Annotated in this window: 14 protein-coding genes; 5 read left to right on the top strand and 9 right to left on the bottom strand. The window is 61.7% G+C overall.

Translation table 11 applies throughout. From position 1 onward, the window contains the following. Positions 1-6: 6 nt before the first annotated feature. From iolD to ACSQ20_RS12535, 5 genes are all read right to left on the bottom strand, one after another. Positions 7-1,935: a 3D-(3,5/4)-trihydroxycyclohexane-1,2-dione acylhydrolase (decyclizing) gene (iolD, locus tag ACSQ20_RS12555; protein WP_436020377.1), complete on the bottom strand. Its 1,929-nt coding sequence runs from the start codon at positions 1,933-1,935 to the stop codon at positions 7-9. Next, a complete protein-coding gene (locus tag ACSQ20_RS12550) occupies positions 1,935-3,956 on the bottom strand; it encodes a bifunctional 5-dehydro-2-deoxygluconokinase/5-dehydro-2-deoxyphosphogluconate aldolase (protein ID WP_436020375.1) in 2,022 nt (673 codons plus the stop codon). Before ACSQ20_RS12550 ends, iolD begins: the two co-directional genes overlap by 1 nt. Before the next feature lie 48 nt (positions 3,957-4,004). After that, complete coding sequence (locus ACSQ20_RS12545) at positions 4,005-4,835, bottom strand: ATP-binding cassette domain-containing protein (protein WP_436020373.1); 831 nt, start codon at positions 4,833-4,835, stop codon at positions 4,005-4,007. Between the two features lie 15 nt (positions 4,836-4,850). Then, entirely contained in the window at positions 4,851-6,035 is a 1,185-nt protein-coding gene (locus tag ACSQ20_RS12540; RefSeq protein ID WP_436020371.1) for an ABC transporter permease, read from the bottom strand. A gap of 160 nt (positions 6,036-6,195) precedes the next feature. After that, complete coding sequence (locus ACSQ20_RS12535) at positions 6,196-7,254, bottom strand: sugar ABC transporter substrate-binding protein (protein ID WP_436020369.1); 1,059 nt, start codon at positions 7,252-7,254, stop codon at positions 6,196-6,198. Positions 7,255-7,472: 218 nt separating this feature from the next. Here ACSQ20_RS12535 and ACSQ20_RS12530 point away from each other — a divergent pair, with 218 nt between their 5' ends. The 4 genes from ACSQ20_RS12530 (at position 7,473) to ACSQ20_RS12515 (ending at position 10,744) form a co-directional block, all read left to right on the top strand. Next, positions 7,473-8,354: a MurR/RpiR family transcriptional regulator gene (locus tag ACSQ20_RS12530; protein ID WP_436020367.1), complete on the top strand. Its 882-nt coding sequence runs from the start codon at positions 7,473-7,475 to the stop codon at positions 8,352-8,354. Further along, positions 8,347-9,369, top strand: coding sequence for an inositol 2-dehydrogenase (gene iolG, locus ACSQ20_RS12525; RefSeq protein ID WP_436020365.1), 1,023 nt, complete (start codon positions 8,347-8,349; stop codon positions 9,367-9,369). Before ACSQ20_RS12530 ends, iolG begins: the two co-directional genes overlap by 8 nt. A 14-nt stretch (positions 9,370-9,383) precedes the next feature. Next, positions 9,384-10,442 (top strand): Gfo/Idh/MocA family oxidoreductase, encoded by a 1,059-nt coding sequence (locus ACSQ20_RS12520; protein ID WP_436020363.1) that lies wholly within the window; start codon positions 9,384-9,386, stop codon positions 10,440-10,442. 74 nt (positions 10,443-10,516) lie between these two features. Continuing rightward, complete coding sequence (locus tag ACSQ20_RS12515; protein WP_173254743.1) at positions 10,517-10,744, top strand: sulfurtransferase TusA family protein; 228 nt, start codon at positions 10,517-10,519, stop codon at positions 10,742-10,744. A gap of 24 nt (positions 10,745-10,768) precedes the next feature. Here ACSQ20_RS12515 and ACSQ20_RS12510 read toward each other — a convergent pair whose 3' ends face one another. The 4 genes from ACSQ20_RS12510 to ACSQ20_RS12495 form a co-directional block, all read right to left on the bottom strand. Next, positions 10,769-11,212: a lysozyme inhibitor LprI family protein gene (locus tag ACSQ20_RS12510; protein ID WP_436020361.1), complete on the bottom strand. Its 444-nt coding sequence runs from the start codon at positions 11,210-11,212 to the stop codon at positions 10,769-10,771. Further along, the gene (locus ACSQ20_RS12505; protein ID WP_436020359.1) at positions 11,200-11,940 is read right to left on the bottom strand and encodes a LysM peptidoglycan-binding domain-containing protein; all 741 of its coding nucleotides are present in this window, start codon (positions 11,938-11,940) and stop codon (positions 11,200-11,202) included. Before ACSQ20_RS12505 ends, ACSQ20_RS12510 begins: the two co-directional genes overlap by 13 nt. A 606-nt stretch (positions 11,941-12,546) precedes the next feature. Continuing rightward, positions 12,547-13,428 carry a UTP--glucose-1-phosphate uridylyltransferase GalU gene (gene galU, locus ACSQ20_RS12500; RefSeq protein WP_436020357.1) on the bottom strand — a complete coding sequence of 294 codons (882 nt, stop codon included), beginning with the start codon at positions 13,426-13,428 and terminating at the stop codon, positions 12,547-12,549. Between the two features lie 68 nt (positions 13,429-13,496). Then, positions 13,497-16,364, bottom strand: a complete 2,868-nt coding sequence (locus ACSQ20_RS12495) for a valine--tRNA ligase (protein ID WP_436020355.1) — start codon at positions 16,362-16,364, stop codon at positions 13,497-13,499. Positions 16,365-16,547: 183 nt separating this feature from the next. Here ACSQ20_RS12495 and ACSQ20_RS12490 point away from each other — a divergent pair, with 183 nt between their 5' ends. Further along, positions 16,548-18,908 carry a UvrD-helicase domain-containing protein gene (locus ACSQ20_RS12490; protein WP_436020353.1) on the top strand — a complete coding sequence of 787 codons (2,361 nt, stop codon included), beginning with the start codon at positions 16,548-16,550 and terminating at the stop codon, positions 18,906-18,908. The last annotated feature ends 2 nt before the right edge of the window (positions 18,909-18,910 follow it).

The raw sequence follows: 18,910 nt of genomic DNA, 5'->3' as shown, positions 1-18,910 counted from the left end.
CAGCGGTTAATCGAGCTTATCGAACTTGTCGCGCGCGGCGACCTGCGCCTCGTAGTCGACACGTGCGTTGCGCACCGCTTCGCGTGTCGATACAGCCGGCACGGCCACCTCCCACCACCAGCCGCCGTCGTCGGTCGTGCGTGCCGGGTCCGTATCGATGACGAGCACCGACGTGCGATCGGCCGCCCGCGCGCGGGTGAGCGCGGTTTCGAGTTCGGCGATGTTCGCGACATGCTCCGCATCAGCGCCGAGCGAACGCGCGTGCGCGGCGAAGTCGATGGCCGGCGCGCCATGCGGCCCTTGCAGGCAGTCTTCGAGCATGTTGTTGAACGGCGCACCGCCGCACGCTTGCTGCAGCCGGTTGATACAGCCGTAGCCGCGATTGTCGAGTACGACGATGATCAGCTTGGCGCCGAGCATGACCGACGTCGCGATCTCGCTGTTCATCATCAGATAGCTGCCGTCACCGACAAACACGATCACTTCGCGCTGCGGCTTGGCGAGCTTTACACCGAGGCCACCGGCGATTTCGTATCCCATGCATGAATAGCCGTATTCGACGTGATACGCACCGGGGCGCGCTGCGCGCCAGAGCTTGTGCAGCTCGGCCGGCAGCGTGCCGGCTGCGCACACGGCGATGTCGTCTTCGGCCGAGCGCGCGGCCGTGCGTTGGACGGCGCCAATGACGTCGGCATCGTATGGCATGCCGGCGTCTTGCGCCGCATGTGTGCGCCGCGTGACGATATCGCGCCAACCGACCGCGAGGGTGCGCGCGCGCTCGGTCCACGCGTCGCTGGCCTGCCAATCGCCGAGGCACGCGCCAAGCGCGTCGAGCGCGGAGCAGGTATCGGCGACCACGGGTGTCGCGCGGTGCTTGATGCCGTCGAATAGATTCGCATTGACGCAGACCACGTCGGCTTGTGTGAAAAGCGTGTTCGAGCCGGTCGTGAAATCCTGCAGGCGTGTACCCAGGGCCAGCACGCAATCGGCGTCGTGCGCGAGTGCATTCGCTGCACTTGACCCTGTAACACCGATGGCGCCCACATTGAGCGGATGGTCCCATGGCAGCGCACCTTTGCCGGCCTGCGTCTCGCTGACAGGGATGCCATGACGTTCGGCGAAGGTACGCAGCGCGGCTGCGGCGCCGTGGCTGTAGAGCACCCCGCCGCCGGCAACGATGATCGGCCGTGTGGCGTGCTGCAAGCAGGTGAGCGCGGCGTCGAGCTCGATCGGGCTCGGCGGCGAAGCATGAAACGTCGCGACGCGCGGTGCAAAAAATTCGATCGGAAAATCATAGGCCATCGCCTGCACGTCTTGCGGCATCGCGAGCGTGACGGGGCCGCACAGCGCGCCATCGGTCAGCACGCGCAGCGCGCGCGGCAACGCGACGAGCAATTGCGCAGGGTGGACGATGCGATCGAAATAGCGCGACACAGGCTTGAGCGTGTCGTTTGCCGAGATGCCGCCGTCGTGAAAATCTTCGAGCTGCTGCAAGACCGGATCGGGCGCGCGCGAGACGAAGATGTCGCCCGGAAGCAGCAGCACCGGCAGACGATTCACGTGCGCGAGCGCGGCCGCCGTGACGAGGTTCGTAGCACCGGGCCCAATCGATGTCGTAACGGCCATCATGCGTCGCCGGAAGTGCGCCTTGGCGTAAGCGATGGCGCTCAACGCCATCGCCTGTTCGTTATGGGCTCGATAAGTCGGCAGCGCCTCGCGATGCTGATAGAGCGCTTCGCCGATGCCGGCGACATTGCCGTGGCCGAAGATCGCGAATACGCCGCCGAACAATGGTACGGTTTCGGGCCGGCCGTTGTCATCTTCGATCACGACACGCTGCGCGGCCAAAAAGCGCACGAGCGCTTGCGCCGCGGTAAGACGCACAGTCGTGGCCGTGCCGGATTGAACCGCTGTGGTGGTGTCGGGTGCGTTCATCAGGCAGCCTCCCGCCTTGTGTTCGACGGCTGCGGTGCCACGCCTTCGCGTGCCGCTCGCCATGCGCCGATCAACGTCTCGAACGTGCTGCGTACGCCGGTAATCAATTGATCGTCGTCGATTTCGCCGGCCAGCCATGCGCGGCTCGGCTCATGAAAGATGGTTCGCCCAACGGTGAAGCCTTTGCAAGTCGTCGAAGCTGCCGCGGCGCGAAAGCCGTCGATGAGCAACTCCACTGTCGCCGATAGGCCCAGCAATACCACCCCTCGGCAGTACGGATCACGCTCGGCGATCAGCGCATCGATCGCCTTCCATTGCTGCGCCGTAAGCGGCGCAAGCTTCCACCATTCGGGCTGAATGCCGAGGTTGTAAAGACGCTTCAGTGCGCGATGAACGGTGTCGGGCGCGTCGGGCAGCGACGCTCGCTTGGGCGGTATCACTTCGAGCAGCAGTTCGTGACCGCTCGCCTGCGTGGCATCGTAAAGCGCGCGCAATTGCGCTTCTTGCTCGACGCGCTCTTCTATCGGCGCGTCGGGATGGTAATGAACGAGGCACTTGACGACATGCTCGCGCGGCCAGCTCGCGAGCGTGGTGCCGATCGAACGACCATGCTCGAACACGAGCGGCATTGAGCCAGGCAATTCGACCGGGCGGCCGATCCACCAGCCGCGACCGGTGGCGGCATTGAGCGCGTCCTGGCCGTAGCGGTCGTCGATCAACACGCCGATGCGGCCGGACAAACCAAGCTCGCGCTCCGTGACGGACACTGCGTCGACGAAGCGCTGCTTCAGTTGGGCGATGCGTGCCTCGCTTGCGCCCGTTTGCTGCGCAAGCTCGAAGAACTGATTGCGGTGATCGAAGGCGAAGCCCAGCACCTCGTCGCGAGGTGTGCGTTTGACGCTGACGCGATGCAAGCGCGCCAGGGCCGCATCGCGATCGGGCCGGCGCATGGAGGCCGGATCGCGTTTGGCTGCCGCGCGGAAGTAATCGAGCTCGGCGGGTGTCGGCATCGCCGGCGCGCACGCGTGGCGCGAAACGACGAGTGCGCCGCAGATATTGGCCGTGTTCACGCAGCGCTCGAGCGGCGCATCGCGCAGCCATTCCGAGAGGAAGCCCGAAGCGAATGCGTCGCCGGCACCGAGCACGTTCAACACTTCGACTTCAACGCCACGGTAAGTCGGCGCATCGTCGATGGATGCCGGCACCGTGCCGTCGATTACCGTCGCGCCAAGCGCGCCGCGTTTGACGACGAGCGTCGCGCTGGTAACGGCGCGCACCATGGCCAACGCGTCGATAAGCTCGTGCTTGCCGCCTGCAATGCGGAATTCTTCTTCCGTGCCGATGACGAGATCGAACAACGGCAAGATCCGTTGCAAGTGCGCTGTCACGCTTTCATCGGCAATGAAACGCGTCTCGCCGTCAGCCTTGCCGGTGAGGCCCCACAGCACGGGCCGATAGTCGATGTCGAGCACCGTGCGCACTTGATTGCGGCGTGCGTAATCGAGTGCACGCCGGCTCGCGCGGTTCACGCGCTCGGTCGAGAAGTGCGTTCCCGTGATCAGCAGCGCCTTGCTCGACGCGATGAACGCCTCGTCGAAGTCGTTTTCGTCGAGCGCCATGTCCGCGCAGTTTTCGCGGTAGAAGATCAGCGGAAACGTATCGCGGTCTTTGATGCCGAGCAGCACGAGCGCGGTCAGGCGCTCCATGTCGACGCGCGTGTGACTGGTGTCGCAGCCTTCTTGCACGAGCGTTTCAGTCAGAAAGCGGCCCATGTGATCGTTTCCCACGCGCGAGAGCATCGCTGAGGCGAGGCCCAGCCGCGCGCAGCCGAAGGCGATATTGGCGGACGAGCCACCCAGATACCGAGCGAAGCTCGAGACGTCTTCGAGCCGTGCGCCGATCTGCTGTGCGTAGAGATCCACGGCGAGCCGGCCGAGGCAGATGATATCGCGCGCGCGGCCCAGTGCGAAGCGGCTCGGATCGGCGAGCGCGTCGCCGGAAGTATTGTCAGAAGCAGCCATGAAAAGTCCTGGAATGGTGCTGGAATCGTCTTGGAATGCGAGCGCGCGTCAGATCGTGGCGCCGTCGAGTTCAGCGATCATTTTTTGCATTTCGGCCCCACCGGCCATCATGTCGAGCACGGCCTCCTTGCTGATCGTGTCCTTCGTGAATGTGCCCATCGAGCGGCCGCGATTGAGCAGCGTGAACGAATCTCCGATCGGGTAGGCGTGATGCACGTTATGCGTGATGAAAATAACGGAGATGCCGCGCTCGCGCGCCTTGTGAATCAACCGCAGCACGTTGAAGCTTTGCTTGACGCCGAGTGCGGCCGTCGGCTCGTCGAGAATCAACACGCGTGCGCCGAAATGAATCGCGCGCGCGATGGCGAGGCATTGCCGCTCGCCGCCCGACATCGTGCCGATAGGCTGATTCGCATCGCGCACGTGAATGCCCATTTCGGCGAGCTTGTTGCGCGCCGTCGTCGCCGCGGTCTCGATATCCATCACGTTGACAAGGCCGAACAACTTGCGCTGCGGCTCGCGTCCCATGAAGAAGTTGCGCGCAACCGAAAGCAGCGGTACGAGTGCGAGATCCTGATACACCGTTGCTATGCCGAGATCGAGCGCGTCTTTGGGCGACGTAAAATGCACGGGGTTGCCGTCGACGCGATAAACGCCGTCGCTCGGCGCATGCACGCCGGCGAGCGTTTTGATCAGCGTGGATTTACCGGCACCGTTGTCGCCGAGCAGGCAGTGCACTTCGCCGCGTCGGAGCTTGAGCGTCACATCCTTGAGCGCGATCACATTGCCGAAGTAACGGCTGACGTTTTCGAGCGCGAGGATGAAGTCGTCGTCGCGTGCTTGGGCCTGAGATTGTGCTTGAGATTCGATGGTGTCCATCTTGTTCTCCGTTGATCAGCGCGAATTCGCGACGCGGCTGCGCACGTAGTGATTGAAGAGCACCGCGAAGAGCAACATGATGCCGAGGAATACGCGGAACCAGTCGGAATCGATGTTGGTGTAGCTGATGCCGATTTGCACGACGCCGAAGATCAACGCGCCGAATGCCGCGCCCACCACCGAGCCGTAGCCGCCCGTGAGCAGCGAGCCGCCGATCACGGCCGCGATGATGGCTTCGAATTCCTTTTGTAGGCCGCGGTCAGCGGCGGCCGAGCCGATGTCGCAGACTTGCAGTACCGCGAACAGGCAGGCGCAAAAGGCGGTCAGCACGAACAGGCGAATTTTCACGCGCCGAACGGGCACGCCGACATTCTTGGCCGCGTTCGCATCGCCGCCGACGGCGAAGATCCAGTTGCCGAAACGCGTCTTGGCCAACGTGAACGCGCCGAGCGCGGTCAGCGCGAGCCACCAGACGATCACTTTCGGTACGCCCGGCACGAGCGGCTCGCCGTTATCGAGCAGACGCACGATGCCGATGTGAGCAAGCCAGCGGAAGAAGTCGTGGAATGCAACGCCCTGAAAGAGGGTATGGGCGAGCGCACTATGCGCGGCGACATCGCCCACGCCCGAAATAATCGTGCGATCGGCGAACATCACCGAGAGCGCGAGCGTCAAGCCGCGCAGGATGAACAGGAATGCAAGCGTGACGATGAACGACGGCAGACGCGTACGCATCACGAGATAGCCGTTGAGCGCGCCCAGCGCCATCGAACCGACGAATGCGAACACGATCGACAATTCGATCGGCCAATGAAAGTACATGGTCGGCAGCGCAACCATCATCCCCGCGAAGCCGATCATCGAGCCGATCGACAAATCGAACTCGCCGGCAATCATCAGCAGACATGCACCGACGGACAGAATGCCGAGATAGGCCGCGACTTGCGACCAGTTCATGATCCCATCCAGATTGAACATGCCTGAATCGCCCGCGCCGACCGCGAAGACGATGAACACCATCACGGTGCCTGCCAGCGCTGCGAACTCGGGGCGGCTCAGCAGATGCTTGAGCCATGATTCGCCGCGTAAGCGTTCATCGCCGGCCGCGGCTGCGGCTGTTGTTGCGGCAGATGGCGAGGCCGTGCCGGGCTCTTCGGGTTTGTTGGGGAGGTTACCGTGGAATTGATCGACGACGCCCATCGAATATCTCCTTGACGCGTGCGGGAAGGGCGCCCCCCCAAGGCGAGCCCTTCGCGCTGCGCGATTAAACCTGGTTCAGGTGCAAACCGCGCTGTACAGCGGGTGTTTGCACGGCGTGCGCTTGCGCGGCGGGTAGCCTTGCCAAGCGTGCGTGCCCGCGTCAGCGGAATTGGCCTGCGTATTTCTTGACCTTGTCGAGATTCGCTTTCGTGATGAATCCCGGGCCCGAGCGGATCGTCTTCGGATCGTAGACTGGTTGCAGCCCATAGGCCTTGAGCCGCGCCTGGAACTTGGGATTCTCCTGCAGGATCTTTTCGATCTTGGCCGGATCGGTCACGTGATCTTTTTTGGCGATCGCAAGCACCGCCACAGGGATATAGCCTTGCAGATACGGCTGTTGATCGATCGCGAACTGGATCGTGCCGTCATCGATTGCTTTGGCGATATCGTCCGAGAAATCAAACGTCGCAAACCAGATCTTGCCGGCGAGCCCCATCTGTTGCAGCGCCTTGATCGTCGGTGCGGCCGAGTCCGGGCCGAGAGCCAACACCCCCCCGGTATTCGGATGGTTGCGCAAATACGCGCTTACTTTCGTCTGAATGCCAGTGGGGTCTTGCCCCGCGTCGAGCGTCGAGGTCTTGAAGTCGACACCGATTGCCTCTGCAAAGCCGCGGCAGCGCTCGAACGAAGCCGGGTTCGTGGCGTAGTGGTTCACGCAGAGGAACGATTTGACGCCGGCGGCCTTCGCCTTTTTGCCGGCGGCCTTGCCGGCCTCGTATTCGGGCTGGCCGATATGCATGATCGCGCCCAGTTCCTCGCTTTGCTTTTCCGTGCCGGAATTGATCGTCACGAGCGGAATGTGCTTTTCGGTGACTTTCTTCAGCGACCCTTTGAGCACGTCGTAATCGGCAATCGTCGCGATCACGCCGTCATAGTTGCGCGCGGCGGCCTGCTCGACGAGTCGTGCCATGTCCGACAATTCCCCGTTCGGCGGATTGCGGTAATCCGTCTTAACGTTGAAGTCCTCGTCGGCCTGCTTGATCGCGTTTTTGATCGTGTTCCACCAGGAGTCCGAATCGGGCGCGTGGCTGATCAGCACGAACTTCGCATCGGCCGCGTGCGCAGTGGGTATGGCAAGCGGCGTGAACGCGAACGCGAGCCCCGATGCGAGCGTCGCGGCGAGCGTCTTTAACGCAGCCTTGCGGTTGCCTTGTCTCATTTGTCTCCACCTGTTCGAAGTTATATGGTCTCGAGCGAAGCCACCAACGGGCGCTAACCCGGCGCTAACGGATCGTGTCGCTCACCGAAAAGAGTAGGCCAACTCGCGACCGATTGCAAAGAAAATTTCATTGTTGATGAAAATGGAAAATATGTTCCATTTCCAATTCGGCCCGCCTATAATCCGCATCGACGGCAATTGCAAAAGGAAACCACGGCATGTCCGAACCGAGCGCAGACGAACTGCCCAGCGTCGATGAGTTGATGCAGCGCGTGGCTGATTCGTATGATTCGCTGCCGCGTCAATTGAAAAGCGTGGCGACTTACCTGGAGCAGCATCGCTCGAGCGTGATGGTGGACCGCACGAGCGACATTGCCGCGAGTTGCGGCGTGCATCCGTCGGCGGTTGTGCGCTTTGCGCAGCGCTTTGGCTTTTCGGGGTTTTCCGATCTGCAAGAAGTCTTCAAGCAGGCCTATACGAACCAAAGCCCCTCGGGGCAGACGTACAAACAGCGCATTCGCAAGCTGATCGACGACAAGCCGGGGCGCTTGTCCGGTCGCGCCGTGGCGCGCGAGTTCATCGTGGCGTGCCGCAATGGGTTGGACGAGCTCGACACCGCGCTCGATGACGAGCAGTTCGACGCTGCGGTCACGATGCTCGAGCGCGCCGAAAACATTTATGTGGTGGGCGTGAGGCGCTCGTTCGCCGTGGCTACCTACATCGTCTATGCGTTGCAGCATACGGCCAAGCGCGTGCATTTGATCTCGGGTTTCGGCGGCATGTATCGAGAGCAGATCCGCAGCGTGAAAAAGGGCGACGTGGTGGTGGCGATCAGCTTCGAGCCGTATGGGCGGGAAACGCAGTACTGCTTGCGTCTTGCCCATCATCATCAGGCGCAGACGCTTGTCATCACCGACAGCCGTATGTCACCGCTCGCGCGTTATGCGAGCGCACAACTATTTGTGAAGGAAGGCAGCGCGTTCGCATTTCGCGCGCTGACGAGCACGATTTGCTTATGCCAGGCGCTCTTTGTCGCGCTGGCATACAGGCTGGAATTGAAAGTCGAAGAATCGAAAGACACTGGAGGATACGATGACTGATCACTCGCGCGATGAAATCGATGTCGCGGTATTGGGGGCGGGCCGCATCGGCCGCATTCATGCGGCCAATCTCGCGCGTCAGCCCGGCGTGCGGTTGAAGTATGTGGTCGATGTCAATCGCGAGGCGGCCGCCGCGCTGGCCAGCGAGCATGGCGCGCAGGCTGTCGATCTCGACGCGGCGTTTGCCGATCGGTCGATTGGTGCCACGGTAATCTGTTCGAGCACCGATACGCATGCGGACCTGATCGAGCGTTCGGTTGCCGAGGGCAAGCATGTGTTTTGCGAAAAGCCTGTCGATCTGGCGCTCGAACGTGCGCGTGTGTGTGCGCAGGCTGTCGAACGAGCCGGCGTCATCTGCATGATCGGTTTTCAGCGGCGCTTCGATCCGACCTTCGCTGCCGTCAAGGCGCGGCTCGATGCCGGCGAGATCGGCATACCCGAAATGTTGGTGGTGACGAGCCGCGACCCGGGTGCGCCGCCCGTCGATTACATCCGGCGCTCGGGCGGCATCTTCAAGGACATGCTGATTCACGACTTCGATATCTTTCGCTGGTTGCTGGACGACGAGGCTGAGACGTTGCACGCAACGGGCAGTTGCCTGACCGACCCGGCCATCGCCGAGGCCGGCGACGTCGATTCGACGGCGGTCACAATTCGCACGAAACGGGGCCGGCTGTGCCAGATCAACACGACGCGGCGTGCCGCGTACGGATACGACCAGCGCTTCGAGGTACTGGGTAGCCAGGGCATGCTGCAAGCCGGGAACGTGCGGCCAACCGAGGTTGCGGCCTACACGGCCCGCGCTGTGTCGACCGACGTGCCCGAAGCGTTTTTTCTCGAACGCTACCGCGCCGCGTATGCGAGCGAGATCGCGCATTTCTTCGACGCGCTCACGCGCGGCACGCCCGTGCGCACGACGATCGCCGACGGCGTGAAAGCGCTCGAGTTGGCGCACGCGGCCACGCTTTCGTGGCGCGAGGGTCGCGCCGTGCGGATCGATGAAGTCAGCGCCTGACGGGGAGCAAAACGATGACGATTTCCGCCAAGCGCGCGCCGGTCAGGGTTGGCGTCGTAGGGCTCGGCCGCCTTGGCAAGCGGCATGCGACGAATTTGGCTTACCGCGTACCGGGGGCTGCGCTGCTGGCTGTTTGCAGTCCGCTCGACGACGAATTGGCCTGGGCGCGCGACGCGTTGCCCGAGCCGCGCCTTTATGCCGAGTACGACGCGATGCTGGCCGATGGCGACATCGACGCGATCTGGCTTGTCACGCCATCGTCGTTGCATGCCGAGCAGATCGTGGCCGCGTTGGCTGCGGGCAAGCATGTATTCTGCGAGAAGCCTTTGTCGCTCGACGTTGCACAATGCGAGCATGTGCTCGCATTCGCGCGCGAGCATCCTGAACTGCAAGCGACGATCGGCTTCATGAGGCGTTTCGATCCGAGCTATCGAGATGCTTACGAGAAGGTGATGGCAGGCAAGATCGGCCGTCCGTTCATGATTCGTTCGCAAACGACCGACAAGAACGACCCTGAGGGCTTTTTCGTGCGATTTGCACCGAACTCGGGCGGCATCTTTCTCGACTGCACGGTGCACGACATCGATATTGCGCGATGGTTTTTCGGTCATGCGCGTGCGACGCGTGCCTATGCTGCGGGCACGGTCGCTTTGCACGAGGGTTTGCGCGAATGCGGCGATGTGGATAACGGTGTGGGCGTCGTCGAATTCGAAGGCGGTCGGCTCGCCGTTTTCTATGCTTCGCGCACGATGGCGCATGGTAACGATACGCACAGCGAAATCATAGGAACGGCGGGTGCGTTGTCGGTCGGGCATAACCCGCGTGCGAGTCGCGTCGAGATTTACGACGAGAGCGGCGTGCGCAACGAATGCACGCCGACGTTCTTCGATCGCTTCGAAGAGGCGTTCTTGCACGAGGCGCAGGCGTTTGCTGCGTCGATCGGCGCTCGAGGAGAGCGGGGGGCATCGGGATCGGAATCGGCTGGTGCGACGCTTGCCGATGCGCTCGAGGCCACGCGTATCGGTCTGGCGTTGCGCGAAGCGCTGGAGACGGGGACGCCGGTGGTGCTTTAGCCGGAAAAGCGCCAAGCGGCAAATGGGTGTCGTGCGGTAAAATTCGGCGTTCTCGCAACGAAGGTCGATTACCGATGGAAATTCACAAGGAAGTCGATGCCCGGGGGCTGAATTGCCCGCTGCCGATTTTGCGCGCAAAAAAGGCATTGGCCGATATGCAAAGCGGCCAGATCTTGAAGGTGCTCGCGACAGACCCGGGCTCGCAGCGCGATTTCGCAGCGTTTGCCAAACAGACGGGCAACGAAATCGTCGAAAGCAGTGCGCAGGATAAAACCTTCGTTTTCCTGATGCGCCGTCGCTGACGCGCAGCGGCGCGAAGGACGCGCCTACCGTTGAGGTAGGTTGCCGGCTGCGGAGCGCAATTGCTCGGCTCTGCGATTGTTCAGCTCGGCCACGCATGCGGCGCGCCGCATGTCGAGGGCATTGCCGATAGCGCCGCCGCCCAGCGATGCCGCAAATGCGCATTGCGCCGCGCGATACTCGGTAAAAGCTTTGCCCGAAGATCGCAGTTTATTTTTGGCGAGTCCGATGAACTTGGCATCTTCATCCCACTTGGAAATCGCGTCGAGCGTTTTTCGTTCGGCGTCATTCAGTGCCTTTTCGCTTTCCCGGACGCTTTTGTCGAGGCAGTCGCGCATGCCTGCTTCAGCGTATTCGCTGCATTGCTCGCGAATGGCACGCTCATCTTGAAGCGTAGCCGCGCGCGACGAATTGGCCGCGGCCGAAAAAGACAGCGCCGCGAATAGCACGAGCCATTTTATTGCGTGCATGCGACGTCCTTAGTTTTTTGAATGAGACTTAAAGCGTAATCGAGCTTCTTTGCGTAGTTAGGATCGCCGCCGCCGTTGTACCGCTGGGCGATCGATGCCGTTGAAATAGTGCGCCATCCAGTGATCACGCGCTGTATCGACGCCTTCTGATATTTCAGCAGTTGACCCGGTCTGAGCACGTTTGCGGCCGGATTGAGCTTTTTCAGTAGTTCAATAGTTGTACCTTTTACCTTGGCGATTCTGTCCAGGTTATCGCCCGCTTTGACCGTGACTTCATAGGCTTTCGTGTCTGCGGCGAGGACGCTCTTGTATCCGAAGTCGGCCATGCGCATCAACAGATAACCAATGCCAGCGCGGATGTTCTGGCTCGGCATGGTTTGCGCCGACACTGCGCTTAGGCGGCCTTTCCATCGCGGTGGCAAGATCAATTCACCACCCTCCGTCCCGGACAGGAGCGAAGCGAGCCCCGGGTCGCCGGGCACGCCGATTTGCATCGGCTTCGTCTTCCATTCCTTGCGTTCTGCACCGGTTTCAGTCCATAGCATCGCTTTGACGAGTCGCCAGTCCAATGGCAAATAGCCGGCGGAACCGGCGAGGTGGGTATTGAATTCGCCAACCGCTGTTCGGATCTCGCAGTCATACTCGTTCCACTTTGCATCGCTCACGGCTTTGTCGAGCGCGGCTTTCCACCTTGTCAAACCGGTTTGTTCAGGTGTCTCGTCAGTCATGATCGATCCTGTTGTTGAAGCCTCGCAAACAGCGCGGGCATATCGCCACATTTTGGAGCTCGGTGATGAAATCGCGTTAAATAGTACGGGTTTCGCAATGACGTTTCAACAATAGCGATAGAGCAGAACAGTCATTATCGGTCCGCTCGTCGATTCGAATGAATCAACGTATTTCTTGATCAATTTCTCAAGCCGCACGCAGACTCATTTCAGATGCCGACCAAATTGGTCAGCAGCGCAAGTATTCAGCGATCTGTTCGACTAGCTTTTGATTGCACAAGCCATGTGTGAACCGACGTACCCGGCGCTCGGCCAGCAAATTTATGCGAAGGCGACCTATCCGGCGCTGCGGCCCTATGTCGGCATCGGCTTTGGCCATTCGCCGCGTGCAACCAAAGGGTGGGGGCTTTTTTTCGACGCGGGCGTCGCCTATGGACGCCCGCATCTGGACTTCGACGTTCCGCCCGCCATCGTGGCAGAGGCGGGGGCAGGCCAACGTCAACGCGGAGGAGCAGCAGCAGCTGCGCGACAAAATCGACCGATATCGCTTTTATCTGATCATCAAAATCGGTGCGACCTACCTACCGCTTTTGATTGTCAGCGCGCTTAGCTATCCATCACAGGCGAGCGCGTGCGCAAGTAGCGCTCGAAATCTTCGGCCACTTCCGGGTGGCGCAGCGCGAACTCGACCGTCGCTTTCAGATAACCGAGCTTGCTGCCGCAATCGAAACGCGTGCCGTGGTACTTGTAGGCGAGCACTTGCTCGTCGGCGAGCAGCGACTGAATAGCATCGGTCAGTTGAATTTCGCCGCCCGTACCCGGTTTGATTGCACGCAAGTGCTCGAAGATGCGCGGCTTGAGCACATAGCGGCCCACGACGCCGAGATTCGACGGTGCGACTTCGGGCGCCGGCTTTTCGACGATGCCCGACATTTTGATGATCGCGTCTTCCCATTCCTTGCCGTCGACGATCCCGTACGACTTCGTCTCCTGCGGAGGGATTTCCTCGACCCCGATGACCGAGCTGTGATAGTGGTCGAACACGTCGACCATCTGCTTCATCACGCTCGGCACGGCGTAGAGCAAGTCGTCGGCGAGGATGACGGCGAACGGATTTTCGCCTACGAGCTTCTCGGCGCACAACACGGCGTGGCCCAAGCCGAGCGCCTCGGGTTGGCGCACGTAGAAGCAATCGACATGGCTCGGCTTGATGCTGCGCACGAGCTCGAGCAGATGTTGCTTGCCGCGCGCTTCGAGCTCGGCTTCGATCTCGTACGATTTATCGAAGTGGTCCTCGATGGCGCGCTTGCTGCGGCCCGTGACGAAAATCATTTCGGTGATGCCGGCTGACATCGCCTCTTCAACCGCGTATTGGATCAGCGGTTTATCGACGATCGGCAGCATCTCCTTGGGGCTCGCCTTCGTGGCGGGGAGAAACCGTGTGCCGAGACCGGCGACCGGAAAGACTGCCTTGGTGACTTTTAGCATGGCATTACCCTGGTTTTATCGATTGGCTGTGTCGAAACGACTCGTCCAGCACGCGTCGCCTTGGTGCGTCATAGAGGCAGCCGTGCCAGCTGCGCGCTCAGCTTGGCTACGGTGTCACGGTATTGTGACAGCCTTTTCTGCTCTTGCTCCACGACGGCTGCTGGTGCTTTTGCGACAAAAGATTCGTTGCCGAGTTTCGCAGCGCACTTGGCAATTTCACCATCGAGCCGAGCAATTTCCTTGCCGAGCCGCTCCCGCTCTGCCGCAACGTCGATTTCCACCTTCAGCACCAGCTTGTCACCCCCGACGATTGCGATCGGTGCGCCGTGCGCTTCGCGATCGAGCGTGGCTTCGTCCGGCATGATTCGCACTTCCGACAAGCGTGCGAGCGCCTGGGCGTAGCCGGCGAAGCTTTCCCATTGCGCGACACTGCCCTGCACGAGCAGCGGCACTTTCGTGGCCGGCGACAAGTTCATTTCGCCCCGCAGGTTGCGGCAAGCATCGACGGCGGCTTTCAAATCGCTCGCCCAGCGTTCGGCGGCTTCGTCGAGCTTCGCTTCGCGCGCGCGCGGATACGGCTGCACCATGATGGACGCTGCACCGGCGGCCACGCCTTCCGGATAGCTGTCGGTGAGCGGTGCGACCTTTTGCCAGAGCGCTTCGGTAATGAACGGAATGATCGGATGCGCAAGACGCAGGACGGTCTCCAGCACGCGCAACAGCGTGCGGCGCGTGGCGCGTTGCTGCGCCGGCGTACCGGTTTGAATCTGCACCTTCGCGAGTTCGAGATACCAGTCGCAGTATTCGTCCCAGACGAACTTGTAGATCGTGTTGGCGACGTTATCGAACCGGTAATCGGCAAAACCCTTTTCGACTTCCGATTCGACACGCTGCAGCAGCGAAACGATCCAGCGGTCGGCCTGCGAATAGTCCGTATAGCCGCCCGCGCCGCAGTCGCCGGGCGCGCAGGGTTTGGGCTTCGCAAAGCCGCAGTCGTTGCCTTCGCAATTCATCAGCACGAAGCGTGTGGCGTTCCAAAGCTTGTTGCAGAAGTTTCGGTAGCCCTCGCAGCGGGCCAGATCGAAGTTGACGTTGCGCCCGAGCGTGGCCATCGATGCCATCGTGAAGCGCAGCGCATCGGTGCCGAAGGCCTGAATGCCTTCCGGGAACTCCTTGCGCGTTTTCTTTTCGATCGAGCTGGCCTGCTTCGGGTTCATCAGGCCCGTTGTACGCTTGGCGACCAGTGTTTCGATATCGATGCCGTCGACGATATCGATCGGGTCGAGCGTGTTGCCCTTGCTCTTGGACATCTTCTGGCCTTCGTGATCGCGCACGAGGCCGTGGACGTAGACGGTTTCGAACGGCACCTTCCCCGTGAAGTGGGTCGTCATCATGATCATGCGCGCGACCCAGAAGAAGATGATGTCGAAGCCGGTCACGAGTACGGAAGACGGCAAGAAGCACTGCAGCTCCTTCGTCTCGTTCGGCCAGCCCAGCGACGAGAACGGCACGAGCGCCGACGAGAACCAGGTGTCGAGCACGTCTTCATCGCGCTTCAAGGCGCCCGCGTAACCGCGCACGGCCGCCTGGGCGCGTGCTTCGTCCTCGCTGCGAGCGACGAAAATCTCGCCGTTGTCGCCGTACCAGGCTGGAATTTGGTGTCCCCACCAGAGTTGGCGCGAGATGCACCAATCCTGGATGTTTTCGAGCCACTGATAGTAAGTGCTCGTCCAATTCTCAGGGACGAATTTGATCTGGCCGCCGCGCACGACGTCGAGCGCCGCGTGGGCGATCGATTTGCCCGGATGGAACGTGCCTTCGGGTGCCGGCTTGCTCATCGCGACGAACCACTGGTCCGTCAGCATCGGCTCGAGCACGACGCCGGTGCGGTCGCCGCGCGGCACCATCAGCTTGTGCGGCTTCACTGAATCGAGCAGGCCCGCGGCGTCCAGGTCGGCAACGACCTGTTTTCTCGCTTCGAAGCGTTCGAGGCCGCGATAGGCGGCGGGCGCGTTGTCGTTGATCTTCGCGTCGAGCGTGAGGATCTCGATTTGCGGCAGGCCGTGGCGCTGGCCTACTTGATAATCGTTGAAATCGTGCGCCGGCGTGACTTTCACGACGCCGGTGCCGAATTCGCGATCGACGTAATCGTCGGCAATGATCGGAATCTCGCGCTCGGTCAACGGCAGCTTCACGTGTTTGCCGATCAGCGCGGCGTAGCGCTCGTCTTCCGGGTGCACCATCAGCGCGACGTCGCCGAGCATCGTCTCGGGGCGCGTGGTGGCGACGCACAGATGGCCGCTGCCGTCGGCCAGCGGATAGCGGATGTGCCAAAGATGGCCGTTTTCCTCTTCGCTTGCCACTTCCAGATCGGATACGGCCGTCATCAACACCGGGTCCCAGTTCACGAGGCGCTTGCCGCGGTAAATCAGCCCTTGTTCATGAAGGCGCACGAATACTTCGGAGACGACTTTCGACATCTTGTCGTCCATCGTGAAGTATTCGCGCGACCAGTCGATCGAGGCGCCCAGGCGGCGCACTTGCTGCGTGATGGTCGAGCCCGATTGCCGTTTCCAGGCCCATACGCGTTCGACGAATTGCTCGCGCCCGAGATCGTGGCGCGACACGCCTTGCTGATCGAGCTGGCGCTCGACCACGATCTGCGTGGCGATGCCCGCGTGATCGGTGCCCGGCAGCCAGAGCGTGTTATGACCGAGCATGCGGTGATAGCGCGTCAAGCCATCCATGATGGTCTGATTGAACGCGTGCCCCATATGCAAGGTGCCCGTGACGTTCGGCGGCGGCAACTGAATCGAAAAATTGGGGCGGCCGGGCTCGAACGACGGCGCGGCATAGCCGCGTCTTTCCCATTCGGGGCCCCATTGGGCCTCGATCGTCTGGGGCTCGAAACTCTTCGCCAGCGTGGTGTCGCTCATGGTTGGAAATCCGCCGAAAAATGCGTGAAAAGATCGTTGCAAACCTTGAATTATAAAGGCTTGACCGATCGGACGACCGCTTTGAGCCGGCTTGCCGTCTTATTCGCACCTTATAATGGACGCCGCACCACATCCGCCGCCCGTTTCCTCGTTGCTTTCCTCGCTGTCTTGACCGCTTCTTCCATGCCCGATCTGCTTGCCAACCTGAACCCCGAACAACTTGCGGCCGTCACGCTGCCGAACGAGCCGGCGCTGATTTTGGCCGGCGCCGGCAGCGGCAAGACGCGGGTGCTGATTACGCGTATCGCCTGGCTCATCCAGCAAGGACTCGCCTCGCCCGCAACCGTGCTGGCCGTCACGTTCACGAACAAGGCGGCGCGCGAAATGACGGCGCGTCTGACGGCGCTGTTGCCGATCAATACGCGCGGCATGTGGATCGGCACCTTCCACGGCCTGTGCAACCGGATGCTGCGCGCACACCATCGCGATGCCGGGTTGCCCGCGACGTTCCAGATTCTCGATACGGCCGATCAACTTTCGGCCATCAAGCGGCTCATGAAGGGCCTGAACGTCGATGACGAGAAGTATCCGCCGAAGAATCTGCAGTACTTCATCAACAACGCAAAAGAGCAAGGGCTGCGTCCGGATCAGGTGGATGCCACCGACAACTTCAATCTGAAATTCGTCGAACTCTACCGCGCTTATGAACAGCAATGTCAGCGCGAAGGTGTCGTCGATTTTCCCGAGCTGCTGTTGCGCTGCTATGAGTTGCTCGCGCATCACGCTCCGCTGCGCGCGCACTATCAGGCGCGTTTTCGGCACATTCTCGTCGACGAATTCCAGGATACGAACAAGCTCCAATACGCGTGGCTCAAGCTGCTCGCGGGGCAGTCGAGCGCGATTTTCGCGGTTGGCGACGACGACCAATCGATTTACGCATTCCGCGGTGCGAACGTCGGCAACATGCGCGATTTCGAGCGCGAATTCAACGTTCGGCATTTGATCAAGCTCGAGCAGAACTATCGTTCGCACGGACATATTCTCGATGCCGCCAACGAGCTGATTGCCAATAACGCACGCCGGCTCGGCAAGAACCTGCGTACGGACGCGGGTCATGGCGAACCGGTGCGCGTCTACGAGGCGGCAACCGATATGCAGGAAGCCGCCTGGATCGTCGAAGAAATCCGGGCGCTGATGAACAATGGGCTCGCGCGCAGCGAGATTGCCGTGCTTTATCGCAGCAATGCCCAGTCGCGTACGATCGAACATTCGCTCGTCAACGCGAGCGTGCCGTATCGCGTCTACGGCGGGCTGCGCTTTTTCGAGCGGCAGGAAATCAAGCATGCGCTGGCTTACCTGCGGCTCATCGACAACCCGAACGACGACACCGCTTTCGCACGCGTCGTCAATTTTCCGACGCGAGGCATCGGCGCGCGGTCGATCGAGCAATTGGCCGACGCGGCGCGGCTTTACGACGTATCGATGGCCGCGGCGATCCCCTATGTGGCGGGCAAGGCCGGCTCGAGTCTCGCGGCGTTCGCCAATCTGATTGCAAAAATGCGTGGGCAAACCGAACGCATGAGTCTGCCCGAGACCGTCGAGCACGTCGTGCGCACGAGCGGCCTGGCCGACTTCTACGAAGGTGAGCGCGAAGGGCAGGATCGGCTCGAGAACTTGCAGGAACTCGTCAACGCGGCCACGGCGTTCGTCAGCGAAGAGGGCTATGGCCTCGACACGCCAGCGCGTTCGATACCGCTGGCGCCGGGCGCAAGCGCCGCGACAGGCCTTGCTTTCGACGCCGGTGACGGTGTCACCACGGTGCTCGATGCGCCGGGGCTGGCCGAGCCGGCACAAAACCCCGACACGATGACGCCGCTTGCCGGCTTTCTCTCGCACGCGTCGCTCGAAGCCGGCGACAGCCAGGCGCAAGCGGGCCAGGACGCCGTGCAGCTGATGACGGTGCACGCGGCCAAAGGTCTCGAGTTCACGGCCGTTTTCATCACGGGACTCGAAGAGGGTCTGTTTCCGCACGAGAACAGCGCGGTGGACCCGGACGGGCTCGAGGAAGAGCGTCGCCTGATGTATGTGGCCATTACGCGTGCGAAAGAGCGGCTGTATCTGTCGTTGGCGCAAAGCCGCATGCTGCATGGCCAGACGCGTTACAACGTGCGTTCGCGCTTTTTCGACGAACTGCCGCAGGCAACGCTCAAATGGCTGACGCCGAAGGCGGAGCCCGGCTCGCGCTGGGGCGGGCGCTCGGACAATGCGGCCTGGGGGCGCGACTGGTTCGCGCGCCCCGATCGCCAGGCGGGCTATGCGGGCGGGGCGGCGGCGCCGACGCCGTTGCCGGCGTTCGCCAATGAGCAGCGGGCCGCGGACACGGGTTTCCGTGTCGGCCAGCAAGTGTTTCACACGAAATTCGGCGAGGGGGCTATTACCGCGCTCGAGGGCAGTGGTGCCGATGCGCGAGCGCAGGTTCGGTTCAAGCGGCATGGCGAGAAATGGCTCGCGCTGGCCGTGGCTAAACTGCAATTGGTCGATTGAGC

The sequence above is a fragment of the Trinickia sp. LjRoot230 genome (assembly GCF_964253315.1).
Lineage (GTDB): Bacteria > Pseudomonadota > Gammaproteobacteria > Burkholderiales > Burkholderiaceae > Trinickia.
Note: the sequence above shows the minus strand (reverse complement) of the source record. Positions and strands in the feature narration are given on the sequence as shown.